Source organism: Domibacillus mangrovi, assembly GCF_001906925.1.
GTDB classification, from domain to species: domain Bacteria; phylum Bacillota; class Bacilli; order Bacillales; family Domibacillaceae; genus Domibacillus; species Domibacillus mangrovi.
In genome coordinates, this window is record NZ_MRWQ01000001.1 from 179,155 (window position 1) to 196,292 (window position 17,138).

Annotated in this window: 18 protein-coding genes and 1 riboswitch; of the genes, 2 read left to right on the forward strand and 16 right to left on the reverse strand. The window is 43.4% G+C overall.

Annotated features, from left to right (window positions below):
- The first annotated feature begins 41 nt into the window (after positions 1–41).
- A complete protein-coding gene (locus tag BLL40_RS00860) occupies positions 42–995 on the forward strand; it encodes an asparaginase (RefSeq protein WP_073710018.1) in 954 nt (317 codons plus the stop codon).
- A gap of 13 nt (positions 996–1,008) precedes the next feature.
- On the opposite strand, the gene BLL40_RS00865 is transcribed toward BLL40_RS00860, so the two are convergent.
- The 6 genes from BLL40_RS00865 to BLL40_RS00890 all read right to left on the reverse strand — a co-directional run bounded on the left by BLL40_RS00865 (position 1,009) and on the right by BLL40_RS00890 (position 6,661).
- On the reverse strand, positions 1,009–1,986 hold the full coding sequence (locus BLL40_RS00865) for a YpdA family putative bacillithiol disulfide reductase (RefSeq protein WP_073710019.1): 978 nt from the start codon (positions 1,984–1,986) through the stop codon (positions 1,009–1,011).
- A gap of 74 nt (positions 1,987–2,060) precedes the next feature.
- Positions 2,061–2,960, reverse strand: coding sequence for a MerR family transcriptional regulator (locus tag BLL40_RS00870; protein WP_073710020.1), 900 nt, complete (start codon positions 2,958–2,960; stop codon positions 2,061–2,063).
- 51 nt (positions 2,961–3,011) lie between these two features.
- Complete coding sequence (locus BLL40_RS00875; RefSeq protein WP_159434167.1) at positions 3,012–3,776, reverse strand: metallophosphoesterase; 765 nt, start codon at positions 3,774–3,776, stop codon at positions 3,012–3,014.
- 31 nt (positions 3,777–3,807) lie between these two features.
- Positions 3,808–4,089: a hypothetical protein gene (locus BLL40_RS00880; RefSeq protein WP_073710021.1), complete on the reverse strand. Its 282-nt coding sequence runs from the start codon at positions 4,087–4,089 to the stop codon at positions 3,808–3,810.
- A gap of 80 nt (positions 4,090–4,169) precedes the next feature.
- Positions 4,170–5,615, reverse strand: a complete 1,446-nt coding sequence (locus BLL40_RS00885; protein WP_073710022.1) for a RecQ family ATP-dependent DNA helicase — start codon at positions 5,613–5,615, stop codon at positions 4,170–4,172.
- On the reverse strand, positions 5,612–6,661 hold the full coding sequence (locus BLL40_RS00890; protein ID WP_159434168.1) for a YpbB family protein: 1,050 nt from the start codon (positions 6,659–6,661) through the stop codon (positions 5,612–5,614). The genes BLL40_RS00885 and BLL40_RS00890 overlap by 4 nt, the downstream gene beginning before the upstream one ends.
- A 206-nt stretch (positions 6,662–6,867) precedes the next feature.
- Here BLL40_RS00890 and BLL40_RS00895 point away from each other — a divergent pair, with 206 nt between their 5' ends.
- Complete coding sequence (locus BLL40_RS00895; protein WP_073710024.1) at positions 6,868–7,116, forward strand: ferredoxin; 249 nt, start codon at positions 6,868–6,870, stop codon at positions 7,114–7,116.
- A 43-nt stretch (positions 7,117–7,159) separates the two neighbouring features.
- Here BLL40_RS00895 and BLL40_RS00900 read toward each other — a convergent pair whose 3' ends face one another.
- The 10 genes from BLL40_RS00900 to BLL40_RS00945 all read right to left on the reverse strand — a co-directional run bounded on the left by BLL40_RS00900 (position 7,160) and on the right by BLL40_RS00945 (position 17,097).
- Positions 7,160–7,732, reverse strand: a complete 573-nt coding sequence (locus tag BLL40_RS00900; RefSeq protein WP_073710025.1) for an ECF transporter S component — start codon at positions 7,730–7,732, stop codon at positions 7,160–7,162.
- A gap of 144 nt (positions 7,733–7,876) precedes the next feature.
- Positions 7,877–8,012, reverse strand: a riboswitch (FMN riboswitch).
- A 44-nt stretch (positions 8,013–8,056) separates the two neighbouring features.
- On the reverse strand, positions 8,057–9,835 hold the full coding sequence (locus BLL40_RS00905) for an ATP-binding protein (protein WP_073710026.1): 1,779 nt from the start codon (positions 9,833–9,835) through the stop codon (positions 8,057–8,059).
- A complete protein-coding gene (locus BLL40_RS00910; protein ID WP_073710027.1) occupies positions 9,832–10,548 on the reverse strand; it encodes a response regulator transcription factor in 717 nt (238 codons plus the stop codon). Before BLL40_RS00910 ends, BLL40_RS00905 begins: the two co-directional genes overlap by 4 nt.
- 79 nt (positions 10,549–10,627) lie before the next feature.
- Positions 10,628–11,818 carry a c-type cytochrome biogenesis protein CcsB gene (gene ccsB / locus BLL40_RS00915; protein WP_073710028.1) on the reverse strand — a complete coding sequence of 397 codons (1,191 nt, stop codon included), beginning with the start codon at positions 11,816–11,818 and terminating at the stop codon, positions 10,628–10,630.
- 17 nt (positions 11,819–11,835) lie between these two features.
- Complete coding sequence (gene resB / locus BLL40_RS00920) at positions 11,836–13,452, reverse strand: cytochrome c biogenesis protein ResB (RefSeq protein WP_073710029.1); 1,617 nt, start codon at positions 13,450–13,452, stop codon at positions 11,836–11,838.
- Positions 13,453–13,471: 19 nt separating this feature from the next.
- Positions 13,472–14,002, reverse strand: coding sequence for a thiol-disulfide oxidoreductase ResA (resA, locus tag BLL40_RS00925; RefSeq protein WP_073710030.1), 531 nt, complete (start codon positions 14,000–14,002; stop codon positions 13,472–13,474).
- Positions 14,003–14,125: 123 nt separating this feature from the next.
- Complete coding sequence (locus tag BLL40_RS00930; RefSeq protein ID WP_073710031.1) at positions 14,126–14,857, reverse strand: pseudouridine synthase; 732 nt, start codon at positions 14,855–14,857, stop codon at positions 14,126–14,128.
- Between the two features lie 91 nt (positions 14,858–14,948).
- Complete coding sequence (locus BLL40_RS00935) at positions 14,949–15,458, reverse strand: spore maturation protein (protein ID WP_073710032.1); 510 nt, start codon at positions 15,456–15,458, stop codon at positions 14,949–14,951.
- Entirely contained in the window at positions 15,458–16,039 is a 582-nt protein-coding gene (locus tag BLL40_RS00940; RefSeq protein WP_073710033.1) for a nucleoside recognition domain-containing protein, read from the reverse strand. Before BLL40_RS00940 ends, BLL40_RS00935 begins: the two co-directional genes overlap by 1 nt.
- Positions 16,039–17,097 (reverse strand): D-alanyl-D-alanine carboxypeptidase family protein, encoded by a 1,059-nt coding sequence (locus BLL40_RS00945; protein ID WP_073710034.1) that lies wholly within the window; start codon positions 17,095–17,097, stop codon positions 16,039–16,041. The genes BLL40_RS00940 and BLL40_RS00945 overlap by 1 nt, the downstream gene beginning before the upstream one ends.
- Positions 17,098–17,138 lie beyond the last annotated feature (41 nt).

The window sequence follows — 17,138 nt, forward strand, 5'->3', positions numbered from 1 at the left end:
GTATCATGAGACATGGAGATTGAAAATAAGGAGTGCATGTTATGTCGAAAAAACACATTTTATTCATTCATACAGGCGGGACGATTTCGATGAAAAAACGTGAGGAAACGGGCGGCGTAGAACCGGATGACGGTAATCCCATCGCAAACGTCATTGAGATCCCAGGCGTCGATGCGGTCTACACAGTAAAAGAGCCGTTTCAAATCCCGTCTCCTCACATGACTGTGAACGAAATGATGGCCTTAAAAAAACTCATCGAGCAGACCGAGGCAGATGGAGTCGTTGTGACACATGGGACTGATACGATGGAGGAAACAGCTTATTTTTTGGACTTAACCCTTTCAATTGACATTCCAGTCGTCATCACCGGCGCAATGCGCTCAAGCAATGAAATCGGTGCAGATGGACTTTCCAACTTGATCGCAGCAGTTAAAACAGCTGTCAGCGATCAATCTGCAGATAAAGGCGTACTTGTCGTAATGAATGAAACGATTCATAGCGCCCAGTATGTAACAAAAGCACATTCGAGTGATCTTAACGCATTTCAAAGTTTTGACGCTGGGCCTGTCGGTGTTATAACGAAAACAGGTGCCCATTTTTTTAGTACACCATCTGCTTCAGAAACGTTCGTTATCGGATCAATGGATTTCACCATTCCATTATTAAAATCATATGCGGGCATGGACGATGTTCTTCTCAATCAGCTCAGCCATTGTGACGGCGTCGTCATTGAAGCACTTGGGCAAGGTAATTTGCCGCCTGCCGCTGCACAATCCGCAATCCGATTAATTGAATCCGGCGTACCCGTCGTCATCGCTTCTAGGTGTGTAAGCGGCATTGTCCAACCTGTCTATTCCTATGAAGGCGGGGGCCTTACTTTAAAGGAAGCAGGTGCACTTTTTGCAGACGGGTTAAACGGCCAAAAAGCACGGTTAAAATTACTCACTGCCTTATCCTCCGGCCGCAAAGAAGAATTACCATACATTTTCGCATAAAAAAAGGTGGGCATTAAGCCTCACCTTTTTCTCTTTCTTCAATCGCTGCCGCAATTTCCCCCCCGTGATAGCGGCCATTTTCAATAAATATTTCATTTGCATCATTGCCCGCTGCAATTACGCCAGCAATAAAAATACCGTCTACGTTCGTTTCTTTCGTTTCTTCATTGTAATTCGGCCGTCCTGTCTCTTTATCAATCTCCACGCCCATTCTCATTAAAAATGAATGATCAGGATGATAGCCCGTCATTGCAAAAACGAAATCACTTTTGATTGAGAACAGTTCACCGTTCTGTTCATATGTAATTGAATCTATTGTAATTTTTTTCGCTTCTGCATTAAAAATCATGGCGATTTCTCCGTCTCTTACAAGTGCGGCAAACTCCGGTAAAATCCATGGCTTCACGCTCGGTGAATACTCACTGCCGCGGTAAATGACCGTTACCCTTGCACCTGCTTTGTGCAGCTCCAATGCTGCATCCACCGCTGAGTTTTTCCCGCCGATGACAACGATGTCTGTATCAAAAAACGGATGGGCTTCTTTAAAATAATGAAAAACATGGCCAAGTTCTTCACCTGGAATCTTCATATAGTTTGGATGATCGTAGTAGCCTGTTGCAATAATGACATATGATGTTTCATATTTGTCTTTTGTCGTATGTACATGAAATAACCCATTTTCCTGCTTCTCAACACTAGTTACTTGCTCAAATCGGTGAATGCTCAGTTCTTTCAATTTTACGACTTCACGGTAATAAACGAGGGCCTGATTGCGATGTGGTTTCCGCTCTTCAATAATGAACGGCACATCACCAATCGCCAGTTTTTCACTGGAACTAAAAAACGTCTGATGGGTTGGATATTCATAAATAGCATTCACGACGTTTCCTTTTTCAATCACGAGCGGGTTTTTTCCGATTTGCTTTAACGCAATTGCCGCTGCTAACCCGCATGGGCCACCTCCAACAATAATACAGTCTTCTTTTTTCATCACAATCGCTCCTATCCTGTGCTTCCCTACTCTACATTGTAGAAAAAATAGAGAGATAATTCAATTAGACACTCTTACAGCCGGCTGCTCATCCACTGATTCCACTCTTGCGGTGTCTCACCGACAGCATAAGGTGCTGCTCCATCCGGCAAAAGTCCGTTCATTGCCGAACCACCTATACCAATTTCGATATTTGAATAAGCTGCTTTTAATTTATTCGCTAATTGGATTGTCGGTGCTATGTTGTCAAGCATTTTACAAGATAAAAATAAAAATTTCGGCTTCACTGTATCGACTACGGTAAAAATATCGTCTTCTTTTTCTCTTAAGCTCGCGCCAAGATAGACAACTTCATAGCCAAGCCGTCTGACGAACAATGTAAAAATAAGCAGTCCAAGTTCATACCACTCACCCGGGCCGCATACAGCCACTACCTTTGGTAAAATACCGTTATGCGGGAATGAATGCATAACCATGCCGATACGTGAGCGAAGAATCGAAGTGGCAAAATGCTCATGTGCCGTTGTAATTTCGCCTTCTTCCCATAGCTCTCCGATCCGAATAAGGAGAGATGCGAGAATTTGAATGGTCATATAGTCAATCGTATACAGTGCAAATCCTTTGTTAATGAGTTCCTGTGCCTTCACTTCATCAAAGCGAAGAAGCGCTTGTAAAAGCTCTTCAAACAGCGCTTCTTGCTGACTCATTTCTGTCGCTTCAACATAAGGATAAGATCCGGGTTCTGTTTCGTGCTGATCAAGGATAGCTGCTGCCTGACTGATCGTCAAACCTTGCTGTACTTTTTCAGAGAGCCATTTTAACTTACGAATATGCTCATCCGTATACAACCGGTGACCTGCATCGTTGCGCACCGGTTCTAAAATGTGATAACGGCGTTCCCATGCTCTCAGGGTACCCGGCTGAATACCTGTTACCTTGGAAACAGCTTTAATGTTGTATTTTCCTTCATTCATGATATTCGTCCTTTCCCGGTAGTCATACAGTCATTATATGGTACGTCAAATTTAGGCCTTCTCCTCTGACCGGGAAATGGTAATAAGATGTGTTTCTGCTCGGGCGCCTAGACGAAATGGAATGCCTGTCGTACCATATCCGTTTGACACAAGCGCATGGATCCCGTTTACTTTTTTCCATTGTCCTTTTTCGTATAGCCCCCATGGCCCGAATCTAATTTGTCCACCATGCGTGTGACCACTTAACAAGATGGCTACACGGTCTTTTTGTTGAATCGTCCGGATAAACGCTGGGTTGTGACTCACCACTACTTTGTACGAATGGGGGGGCACATTTTGAAAAAGAGCCTGTTTGTCGCTCTTTCCTTTGCTCAAGTCGTCTGCACCGAGTAAATACACATCCGGCGTAAGCCGGGCAGACCCGTTTTTCAACACTGTCACATTCCATTCAGAAAAAATAGTTACAAGACGGTCCCACTCTATTTCATAATCATTATTGCCTGGCACAAAATAAAGCGGTGCGATCGAAGACAGCCGCTTTATATTTTCCCGGATCCTCTTTTCCCTAACCCCACCCTCACATAAATCTCCGCCAATAATAACGGCCTGCACGTGTCCTCTTACACGTTTAATAATAGACGAATGAATCAGTCTGCGATGAATATCTGAAATAAAAAAAAGCGCGATCGGCGCCTTTTCCGGAAATCGTTTGTCGGCTATCACAGTTTCTTTTACTTCATTGTAAAATGCTTCTTTCCACATATAAAGACCGGCTGCAGCAAAAGGGACTGCCGCGAACATAAGTTGTTTCAGCATGATGAGCTTCCCTTCAATTCTATAAACTATTTTATTTTGCATCATGTGCTGTTTCTTTATCCACTGCATCATTCTGCTCCGTAAAGACTTGTTCTACAGGCGGTTTGTCTTCTTTATATACATACACCGCCAGAAAAGGCAATACGATAAAACAAATAAGAAGAGCTGTTAAAAGAGGGTAATGCCTCTTTTTTTCGCCTTTTTCTTTCAACGGCCGCTGCGGTGCCCCTGCCTCTTCCTGATGTTTGTTCTTTACTTTTTCAAGCGGCTGTTTATGTTGTTCGGCCATTTCACGATATGGGTCTTTCTTCATAACGGTTCCTCCCCAGGCTAAATCGTAAAAAGCAATTAACTATTCTTATTATACTTGACAAGAACGCGTTGGTTAATAGGTCATTTTCCCGGTAGTAACTGAGCTAGCATATTGCGCCAGTTCAGCTGTTCTTCACTGCGTCTGCTTACTGATTCACTTTTATATATGGACAAATCAATACTGCGGCAGCAGTCACAGCAGTGCGGCTGTTTAATTGGCTTTTCGTTAAATAAGTGCATATAGTTCGCCCGGCGGCAGTTTGTGGACAAAATCCATGTAACCATTTCATTGCGTTTTTCCGCTTTTCGTGCCAGTAAATGATCTCGTTTTTCTTTCATATATACAGCCGCATTCAAGCTTTTTTTATTTGCTTCTCGTTTATAATGAACAGCAAAACGCTCTTGCGTCTCAGATAGCGACGGCTGTATATCGCGCGGACTCACCGAATACTCCGCCAACTGCCTAACCTGTCCGTCATCTGGAAACTCCATCTCTGCAATAAATTCATGACGCGACTCATCCCCATAGGCATATAAAAGAACAGCAATTGATGGATTCCCATCACGTCCTGCCCGCCCAATTTCTTGTAAATAAGACTCTATTTGCGGGGGCATATGATAATGAATAACAAATCGGACATTTTCTTTATTAATGCCCATCCCAAATGCACTCGTTGCGCATACAACATCTAGTTCCCCCTTTAAAAATTGATGTTGAATAAGTAAGCGATCATCTGCCTCCATCCCGCCATGATAATAGGCGGCCCTTATAATACCCGCCTGTTTTAATTGAATGACTGCTTCTTCTGTTGCTTTCCTTCCTGAAAAATAGACGATTCCAGGCTTTTTAAAAAAAGTAACAAGTTCAATAAGCCGGCGGTGCTTGTCAACTTGATTTTGAAGCATCTCTACCTGTAAAGCAATATTCGGCCGATTTACAGAAAATACCCATTTTTTCACTTCCGTTAGATGAAGGCCCTCTATAATATCCTGTCGTACTTTTTCTGTGGCTGTTGCGGTTAACGCAAGCGTCAGCGGGCTGCCAAGTTCATGACGAACGTCGCCCAGCAGACGATAATCCGGACGAAAATCATATCCCCACTGTGAAATACAGTGCGCTTCATCCACAACAAATAACGAAACAGTTAACGGACATAGCGCCCCAATTACGTGCGGCAATTGAAGCATTTCTGGTGATAAAAAAATAAATTTGTACCGGCTCAAATTGGCAAGTGCCGCTGTTTTTTCTTCATATTGTAAAAATGAATTTAACGCAATAACCCGTTTTTCCCCTCGCATCTTTAATTGTTCCACCTGATCCTGCATAAGCGATAGAAGCGGCGATACGATTAAGACCGTCCCCGGAAGTAAACAAGCGGGTAACTGATAACAGAGCGATTTTCCTGTTCCGGTTGGCAGCATGCTTAATGTATGCTGTCCAGATAAAACGGACTCGATCGTCTCACGCTGTCCAGGGCGAAATGCTGCAAAACCAAATCGCTCATAAAGCACATTTTCTACGTTCATACCGATTTCCCACTTTCTTTCGCCAGTACGAGTCGGATTTGAAAATAAGAATGATCCGGCAGTTTTTCTTTTAATGGCTTTAATTGACGGTTTGAAACACGCCTTGCTGCTTCAATGACCGCTGCCTCTTTTTCTTCTTCAATAAACGGGCGTATCGAAAATGATGGATCATTCAACGCCAGCTCAACAATATGGTCTTCAATCGTTGCTTTTTTTAGCCGCCTGCTTGCAGCAATTTGGTCTATTGTCATCGTTTTTTTTAAGTAATCCGCTGTCTGGCGTGCCGATATTGTCAATGTCAGCGGATCATGTATGTCCATCAACACCGCCTGCAGCAATGGGGTTCTCGGACCTGATTCTGTTATATGTTTGATCATCGAATGGAGAGCATGAAGAAATCGGAACCAGTATTCTGTTTCTTCCATTTCAAGCCGTTCCGCTGCTTGTGCAATCGTTTTACCGGTCTGTTTATGACCTGAAAAACGGATAACAATACACTCAGGCCGTTCTTGCAGTTGTTGAAAGAGACAATCGAGTTCACCATAAAGACGGGGTGAGAGTTCTTTTTTTGAACATGGCATATAGGTTAAATATCTCTTCACCCATTCAAGGATTCGGTCATCACGCGTTACCGGATAGTAAGACGAATCACTGTAAGCAAGATGAGAAGCTACCTGAACAAGCAGTTGCATTCGACTAAAAAACACAGAGGCTGCCCCAGAGAAATGCCATCCCGATAATTCGTTAAACGAACCTGTCTGCTGAAAAAGGCGATTCATCTTTTCTACTCCTTCTTGTGTAACGAAAGGACGCTGCAAATCACCCGTTATGTATGCTTTTTTTATAAGGCCGTTCATCATGGTTTCAAATGAGGAGAGTGTTAAGAATGGAGCAGTATGAAACCATTTCGTTAATCGGTATAAATGTGCATCTTGAATCGTCTGTGCGGATTTTTTTCCTTTTAGTAAATGATAAACAGATGATGATGTGCGTTCTCCTTCTACAGCCTTTATAGCATTTACAATAACCGCCTCTAGACACCTCACATACATCACCTCTTTTTTACTTCATTTTGTAATTTCACTTTATTGTACCACAAAACGTGCGTTCTTGTCTTTTTATCCCCTCAAAATGTATGCGTTTTCATTAAATTTCAAAGAATTTTGTATTGAAAAGTAATTTAATCAGACTTAAAATGAGGAGTAGAAGTGTTTAATCGACGCTTACTGACAAATTTTATAGGAGGTCCATCATGGCAAAGTATACGATTGTCGATAAAGACACATGTATCGCTTGTGGTGCTTGTGGCGCTGCAGCACCCGATATTTATGATTATGACGACGAGGGCCTTGCATTCGTTATTTTAGATGATAACGAAGGTACTGCTGCCGTTCCTGATATTCTGGAAGAAGACATGCAGGACGCATTTGAAGGTTGCCCGACAGACTCAATCAAAATTGCTGATGAAGCATTTGACGGCGATCCCCTTAAATTCGAATAGAAAAAGTAGCCCTGCTTCTTTAAGGAGCAGGGCTTCTTTTTTGTTAAGCCGCCAGCTGTTTTTTCGTCCAGCTATTCAAGCGAACAAAAATCATGTAATATACAATACCAACGATCATTCCTTTTACAATGTTAAATGGCAAAATACTCGTGACAATCATTTGACGCATTTCCGGACCACTCATAGCCGGTGAGCCTAGGAACAGTGTATACGCCGGTAAAATAACATAGTAGTTCAGCACACTCATCATCACAGACATGAAGATAACACCCGTTAAAATCGCAAATGGCATCGCTTTTTTAGACTCAAATCGTTTATATACGTAATAAACAGGTAATATAAAGGTAACTCCTGCCACAAAGTTGGCAAGATGGCCTACTGGAACGCCAGTTGGACTTCCTATCATAATAAAATTCAATACATTTTTCAAAAATTCGACTGTAATGCCCGCAATTGGGCCGAAGACAACAGCGGCAATCAGTGCGGGAATATCGCTGAAGTCAATCATTAAAAAGGGTGGAAATGGCGGGATTGGAAAATTGATCAGCATCAACAAATACGATATTGTTGAAAGCAGTCCCAGCATCGTTAATACACGTACTTTGTTCTTCTTCATATTTAATTCTCCCCTTCTTGTGATCCATCTCTTCAGAAGGAAGGTATACCGAAAAGCAAACATCCCCTTAAGCAGGAGGCCTAAGGGGAGAAAAGTCATGCTCAAATAAACGTCCATCATGCATCATTTTGAACGCCGGCATACCTTCATCTTCTCCCATCCAGACTATACTGTCGGCTCTCGGAATCGCACCGGATCCTGCCTTATCGGCTCGCGGGCTTAAGGAGACTGATCTCCAATTACCGCCGGTCGGGAATTTCACCACGCCCCGAAGATGAATTGATTAAATTTGAAATTTATTATCTCAGATTTGGAATTATTTTGTCAAGCTTGTCTTGGTATGGTAAAGAAAAAAACAGTACCTTGTCCAAGATGACTTTGTACTTTAATCGTACCACCGTGCGCATGAACGATGTTTTTTGCAATCGATAAACCAAGCCCGGTTCCTGAACGTCCGCGCGTCCGCGCTTTATCTGCTTTATAAAAACGTTCAAAAACAAAGGGTAAATCCTCTTCCGGAATACCAGAACCGGAATCTTCGACGCGAATGACATGATACAGTTCTTTTACTTCATGCACGACTGTCACGTTTCCCTTCTCCGGCGTATGACGCAGCGCATTGTCGATTAAATTTGTAAGCACCTGTTCAATCCGGTCTTCATCAATCGATACTGGCGCATGAGAATAACTCGTTTTCGCTGACAAGTGTATGTTTTTTTCCTTTGCAACACCCTGAAATTTATTGGTCACACGGATCAAAAATGGCTCAATGTCTGTCTCTTCTTTATTAAGCGTCATATGGCCGGCCTGCATACGGGCAAGATCCAACAGTTCATTAACAAGACGCCCCATCCGCAATGACTCTTCATGAATAATTTGTGCGATTTCTCGCTTTTCTTCTTCTGTAGACGCAATATCATCGACGATGGCTTCACTATAGCCTTGCATCATGGAAATCGGCGTACGTAATTCATGGGATACGTTGGCAATAAAGTCTTCACGCAATTTATCAAGACGCCTTTCTTCCGTCATATCCCGAACGACCGTCACGGCACCGCGTACGGATTCATCATTATAAAGCGGGCTGACGATGATGACATAAGAACGGCCCTGCATCGTCAATTCACCTTCCTGCTCTGTTTCTGTTTTAACCGCTTCTTTAAATAAAGCAGTTAACAGTGTCGGCACTTCGTCTTCATTGCCACTCCCTTTGTTTTCAAATTGCCAGTTATGTAAAAACTGATGCGCTGGCGGGTTCGTAATCAGCACGTTTGCGTTTTGATCGAGTGTAATAACCCCATCTGCCATTGAACTTAAAATACTCGATAGCTGTTCCTTTTCTTGATTAAGCGCATGAATGTTTCCTTTCAACTGATACCCCATTTTATTAAAGGACGTTGCCAGTGCCCCTATTTCATCATTCGTTAAAATGGGTACTTTCATATCAAAATTCCCTTGCGTCAATTCTGTTGCTGCTTCCCGCATTTTCCGAAGCGGTGCTGTGACACGTGTGGATAGAAAGAAAGCAAAAAAGGTGGTTAAAATGATGGCGATACCCGCTGCCGCTAAAATAAGTTTTGTCGTCTGTTGGGTCGTTTCTTTCATTACTTGCAGCGACTGATAAATAAAGACAGCTCCATTTTCCCCCTTATTCATTTGAAAAGGCACACCGACAATAAATGAATTTTCATAGCGGCTGTCTAAACTCGATCCTTCGTCAATTGGCACTTCTGCCTGCACTTTTTGCTGGTCCTCAAAAACGGCTGACAACGTCGGGTCACCGGTAATGGTTTCTTTGCTTAATTTCGCTTCATCTATTTCAACAGGCGAATAATGATAGACATCTTCATTTTCAGCGATCATGACGTGAGCCGGATCATCTACAAGCTCCCACGCAACTTCTAAACCGGTCGCTTTATTTTCATGATCAGCAATGACCGTTGCAATTTTTTCTGCTGTATTTTCCAGCTGCTGCTCAACTTGAGTAATGTGATAGTTTTCGAAAAACTCAAGCAGTAAAATCGTTAAAAAGGCTAGAACAAATGAAACGAGAAGCAGGATTGTAGCCCATAGCTTCCCGACAACACTTCGCCATATTTTCATTCATTTCCGACCTCAAATTTGTAGCCAACGCCCCAGACAGTAATAATCATTTTAGCTGCCTGTTCTGATACTTTATTCAGCTTTTCACGAAGCCGCTTTACATGCGTATCCACTGTTCGTAAATCCCCGAAAAATTCATAATGCCACACCTCTTTTAATAAATGCTCACGGTCAAACACTTTATCCGGTGCTTTAGCGAGAAAATAAAGAAGTTCATATTCTTTCGGTGTTAAATTCACTTCTTCCCCATCGGCCGTTACGCGATGAGCATCGTTATCAATCGTTAAATGTTTATAGACGATTAAATCTTTCGTTTTCGTATCAGCCTGCAAGTATGTTGTCGGGGATGACCGGCGTAAAAGCGCTTTTACTCGCAAAACGACTTCACGCGGGCTGAACGGCTTCACAATATAATCATCTGTGCCTACTTCAAAGCCTTGCACACGGTTTGCTTCTTCTCCTTTAGCCGTCAATATAATGACTGGCGTCGTTTTTGTCTCTCGAAGCTCACGGCATACTTCAATACCATCTTTGCCTGGCATCATTAAATCAAGCAAGATACAATCGTAATCACTAGCTGTCGCTTTTTCCAACGCCTCTTCCCCATTCGCCGCTTCATCAATCACATAATTTTCTCGCTCTAAATACATACGAAGCAAACGGCGAATGCGATCCTCGTCATCTACCACTAAAATTCTCATTTCTTTTTCCAATGATATTCCCCTCCCAAGTACACACGATATCCCCATTATAGTACAAAAAAATGCCTCCGCCAAAGCAGAGGCATTTTTCTTATCCTGCATATGAATGTAAGCCGGCAATAACAAGGTTAACCGCGACAAGGTTAAACATGATAATCCCGAAACCTATCACAGCAAGCCAGGCCGATTTTTCACCATGCCATCCTTTTGATAGACGGAGGTGAAGAAATGCAGCGTAAAATAAAAACGTAATAAGCGCCCACACTTCTTTCGGGTCCCAGCCCCAAAAACGTGTCCAGGCAATTTGCGCCCAGATCATCGCGAAAATAAGCGCCCCCAGTGTAAAAACAGGAAAGCCTATTAGGACAGATCGGTAACTAATTTCATCGAGCAAATCAGAGCTGACATTGCGGACAAGCGGCTGCAAAAGGGCTGCAACTCGTTTACGTGTAATTAGTCGAATGGCAAGATAAAGAATAATACCAGCACCAAGAGACCAAAGTACCGTATTTAATTTTTTTGCATTAATTAATGCCGGCATATCAACAAATGGACTCATTTTCCCATCTGTTACAAGTACCCCTTCATTCGGCCCAACAAGTGCGGGAACGTTATATTCCATTACGGCTGCTGCTTCTTCTTTATTAACATAGTCAAAGGTTGCACTGTAATCTGCAAGCGCAAAACCAGTTGTTACGATGATAAAGCCGACAACCGTTACGATAAAGAACATCACCGTCTCAAGCCACTTTGTTTTTTTCGTGCTAATAGATTGATCGATATTTTTCACAAGATAGATGATACCGGCAATGAAACTAATCGCTAATATCGCTTGTCCCAATGCGGCTGTTGTCACATGGATATGTAGCCATTGACTTTGAAGCGCGGGAATTAACGGGCTGATTTCACGAGGAAACATGCTTGCATACGCAATAATGATAATCGCGACAGGCAAAGCAAACAAACCGAGCACAGCCGTTTTATAAATAAAGAACATTAAAATGAACGCCCCGACGATCATCATGCCAAAAAATGTTGTAAACTCAAATAAGTTACTAACCGGTGCATGCCCTGCCGCTGCCCAGCGTGTGAAAAAATACCCTAACTGTGCTACAAATCCAATGACCGTAACCGTAATGGCCAGCTTTCCCCACCGATTTAATCCCTTGCCTTCACGAAGGCCTTTTTGGCGGATTGATCCGCCAAAAAGAATGGTCGCGACTAAATATAAAAGAAATGCTGCATACAGCAACGTGCTGCTTACTCCTGCTAAATCTGACATTGAGCTTTTGTCCCCCTTTAATCCGTTTGTCTATCTTCCGGCTCTGGAAGCGCTGTCCCCTCTAAAATTGTATGAATTTCTCTTTTCAATCCGTGCCAGTTTTTATTCGTATGACCGGCCATATAAATAGATCCATCTTTTTCACGAATCCAGATTCGGCGGTGATTCCAGTATGCGCCTTGAATAACACCGATCATGAAGATGATACCGCCAATGCTAAGTATAGGCAGGGTTAAATCTTTACGGATGGTCAATGCGGATACATCACGCGTTTCCAGGTTTTTAAACGCCATTTTATACGTCGTTTCACCGAGCGGTTCCATCGTATTTTGAATTTCAACAAAACTTACTTCACCGTCCGGCTTTTCAGGTGAAATCATGTTAAAGAGAAAAGCTGGTTTGTTTGGCAAAGGAGATTTTGAAATCGGCTCTCCTTCTTCCGTAAACCCGTCAAAATCAGGGTAATAGCCAAGCAACTCTACTTTATAACCGTTACCGAGATCATACATTGCCTGCTGATCAAACAAATCAACGACGACTTCACCAAATTCTCTGCCTGTTTCTTTATTCGTCAGCGCAAAATGCATCGCCTTCATTTCATCTTGGCGGAAACTTGTCTGATACACAGCAAAATTGTCAAATTTCATCGGCTCATTCACTCGTATATCATCATGCTTTACTTCTGAAAGTTCAGGTTTTGCACCCGGCAGACCATTGTTTTCATCGCGATAAAGAATGGCATCTGTCTGATAATTTTTTGCCACTGTGCCTACGCGATTAATCGCTTCATTGAAAACTTCCGAATCTTCACCTTCTTCATAATTTTCAAGCGTGAATTGGTCATTTTTCACGTAATATTCTCCGTCCGTACCCGGAATTTGCATCGTTTCACCTTCGCGAATCCAAAGCAATTCATCAACGTACATCCCTTGTACGGAGCGCAGCATTGCACCAAATAAAAAAAGAATGAGCCCGATGTGATTGACATAAGGCCCCCATCTTGAGAATCGATTTTTCTCTGCCAAAAGAGAGCCGTTTTTTTCTCGGATTTTATAATGTTTCTTTTTCAGTTCAGCACGAACTTTTTCCATGTCTGCTTCTTGCAGCGAACCGGGTTGCTCCGCAAAAAGACGCTGCTTCTTCATGAATGACTCGTGCCGGTCGACACGTTGCGTTTTCAAAGCGCGGTACAGCGGAATGACCCGGTCAAGACTACAAATAACGAGTGACACGCCAAGCGCCGCAATGAGTGCTGAGAACCAGATTGAATTATATAAATCATGAAACCCGATCATATAATATATCTTCCCGAACCAGCCGTATACATCTTCATAATAGACTTCCGGTCCCACATTTGACGGAATGTAAAATTCCTGCGGCAAAATGGTCCCGAATGAGGCGGCGACAAGGATCAATACAATGATCCATATGCCGACTTTGACAGAGGAAAAAAAGTTCCACACTTTATCAATAATCGTCTTGTTATATGTTTGTGAGCGGCGGGCACTCCCTTCATAGCGCATATCGACGAGATTCTCTTTTTTTGCTTCGTCTGTCAGCGACCGGCCGCACGATTCACATAAAATCGTGCCGTGCGGATTCACATGCCCGCATTCGCACTTTACTTTCCCCATACTAAAACTCCCTTTATGATTATGGTTTCACCTGTTCGAATAACGCCCGCACCTGATCTTCTGCAATTAAGCCGCCGATAACAATTTGGTCGATCGTCCCGTCAGGCGTAATCATAAACGTTGTCGGAAGCGGATTAACCCCATATGTGTTCATCACTTCTTTACTTTTGTCGATGGCAATCGGGAATGTTAACCCGTACTGGTCCGCAAAGTTTTGCACTTGAAAATTGGACTCTCCCACATTGACAGCTAGAATTTCCACTTCGCCCGCATACTCCTGCGCCATTTTTTCCATGTGCGGCATTTCTTTTTTACACGGTTCACACCATGTACCCCAGAAGTTTAAAAAGACGCCCTTTCCTTCATAATCCGATAAGCGGTGCTGCTTGCCATTCATGTCGGTCAATACAAAATCAGGTGCTTTCTCTCCCACTTCAAGCGTACCGCGCGATTCTTTCGTCAAATTTGTGTAAAGCGTATAAATGACGAGTCCCGCAAGCACACCGAGAATGGCCGTTCGTATGTACAGCCGTTTTTTCTTTTTATCCATTGACTGCCAACCTCCACTTATTTCTTTCACAATGCCGGCATGTTTGAAAACTACGTACATTATATCATTACTTGTTGTATTTGCAGAAAATAGCACCGCTCTGTTATGTGAACGTTTTATGAACTAGCGCAGGCTGCCTGTTTCAGCGAGCGTACGCAGTTGTTTTACTTCATGAGCCGTTAACTCACGGTATTCTCCTGCATTCAGTCCGTGCAGCGTTAAATGTGCAAATCGCTCACGCCGAAGCTTCTGAACGGGATGACCTATTGTTTCAAACATGCGGCGCACTTGACGATTTCGTCCTTCATGAATGGTCACTTCAAGAAGCGAACGGTTCTTCTTACGGTCAATAGCTAGTTCTTTCACTTTTGCTGGTGCCGTTTTTCCGTCTTCGAGTTGCAGCCCTGACATAATTCGCTTCAGCAAATGCCGCTCTACAATGCCCTCTGTTTTCACAATGTACGTTTTATCCATTTGATAGCGCGGGTGCGTCATTAAGTTGGCGAATTCACCGTCATTCGTCATGAGAAGTAAACCCGATGTATCATAATCAAGACGGCCAACTGGGAAAATACGCTCTTCCACATGCGGGAAATAATCAACGACCGTTTTCCTGTTTTTATCGTCTGTCACTGCTGAAATAATCCCGCGCGGTTTATAAAATAAATAATAGACTTTTCGCTCACGCTCAATTGGCACACCTTCTACTTTTACTTCATCATTCAATCCAACTTTTGTGCCGAGTTCTGTAATTTTTTTCCCATTGACGCTCACTTTTCCTTCTTCAATAAGCTGCTCCGCTTTTCTTCGCGACGCAATGCCTGCCTGTGCAATCACTTTTTGCAATCGTTCCATTTATTTCACCTCTATTTGTGTCTTCAATACCCTAAAGCATTATGGCACAAATAGAGAAAAAGAGAAAGAAAACAGATTAAAAAAGACCTGGCTATAAAAGCCAGGTGACAGCAAAAACAGCTGATATAAACGCAGCAGCATCTGCGAGCAGCCCGATTTTCAGCGCATCGCCCGTTTTTTTGATACCGGCTGCACCAAAGTAAATAGCCAGCACGTACAGCGTTGTATCGGTACTTCCCTGCATAACAGCCGCAAGTTTTGCAATATATGAATCCGCACCGAATTCACGCATAATCTGATCAAGCATAGCCAGTGTAGCGGATCCGGAAATCGGCCGAATAATAGCAAGAGGTACGACTTCTGACGGGATGCCAAATAGTGATGTGACCGGCGCAAAGAGACTAGCTAGCCATGCGGCGGCACCTGACGCGCGAAACACAGCGACTGCTGCCATCATAATCACTAAGTGCGGAACAATCGCAATCCATGTATGCAATCCCTCTTTTGCTCCATCCGTTAATGTCTCATAAATGTTCACTTTCCGATACACCCCTGCCGCAATAACAAAAGCAATGATTACCGGAATGAGCCAGACGGCCATTATCCGCTCCTCTTACGGGCATAATGACGGTCAATCACAATCGCAAAGCAAGCCGATAGAACAGTCGCTAGGAAGGCTGGCAAAATAATATCAGCCGGATTCGTTGCTCCATGCTTTAAGCCTATCGCAATGACCGTCGTCGGAATGAGCGTAACACCAGCTGTATTTAATGCGAGAAACGTGATCATAGAACGGCTGGCTGAGTCTTTATCTCCGTTTAATTGGCGCAGTTCCCGCATCGCTCTAAGCCCAATCGGTGTCGCCGCGTTGCCTAACCCAAAAAAATTCGCCGCCATATTAGAGGCGATCAAACCAAACACAGGATGACTGTGCGGAATGTCGGGAAACAGACGGCGAAGGATGGGCTGGACAATAGCAGCAAGAGAACGAACAAGCCCTGCCGCTTCAGCTGTTTTCATGACGCCTGTCCAAAATAAAATGACGCCAGCAAGCGATAGAGCGAGTTGAATTGATAGCTCCATCGATTGAAAAAGCGCTGTATTTACATCCGCCATCGTGCCATTAACTGCTGCAAAAACAAAGCCAGATAATAGTAAAAAAGCAAAGGCTGCACTAACCATTAGCGGATCGCCTCCTTCATTTTTGTCCATATTGATGCGTCCTGGTTAGGGTTTTCAGACCGGTAAATGGGGACTTCAAGCTGTTTTGTTTCGCCAATCCAAAGTTCTGCCCTGCCGCCTTTCTTTTTCTGTTCCAGCACAATACGCACATAAGAGCTCTTTTTCTCTTTATCTGTTAACGGAAAACGCACTGTTTTTTTCGCATAAAAAAAGTTATGTTCTCCCGGCACAGTAAATCGTTCTTTTTCCACGACAGTGATTGGTTTATACTCTGTAAAACCGTCCTCAAAAAGTGCTTGATGATCACGCCAGTCATCTGGTGCATCAAGTGTTACAGCAACAAGTTGAAGGCCATTTTTCTTCGCGGTTGTAACAAGTGTACGGCCGGTCTTTTTCGTATAGCCTGTTTTACCGCCTGTGACCATGCCGCCTGTCCTGACAAGTCGATGTTTATTTTCCCAAACGCGTACCGGGCTGCTTTTCGTTTTATATAAAGCGGTTCCAGCAATTTTACGGTATTCAGGATTTTCCATCGCTTTTGCCGTCAGCAATGCCATATCATAGGCAGTAGACTGATGACTCGGATCATCAAGACCGTGTGGGTTCATGAAAACGGTATTTTTCATACCGATCTGTTGTGCTTTTTTATTCATCATCGCAACAAACTTAGGCGTACTGCCACCGACAAATTCACTGATCACAAGTGCAGCATCATTTCCAGAGCGCAGCATTAAACCGTATACGAGTTCTTCAAGCGTAAGCGACTGACCTTTTTCCAAATACAGACTCGATCCTTCCACTTGCAGTGCCCGTTCACTGAATTTTACTTTTTCGTTCATACGGCCGGACTCGATTGCGAGAAGCGCGGTCATGATTTTCGTGATACTTGCAATGGCCCGCCGTTCATGCGCCGACTTCGACGCCAGCACACGACCGCTGTCCATATCCATCAATACAGCGTTCCTCGCTGAGACAGACGGTTCTGCATCGGCTCTGGATGGGACAGCCGCGATGCAGAAAAGAATGGATACGACGATCACCAACAGTTTTTTTTTCATTTGTCCGCTCCTCCCTTTTTTCACTACTGTATGAAAAAAGA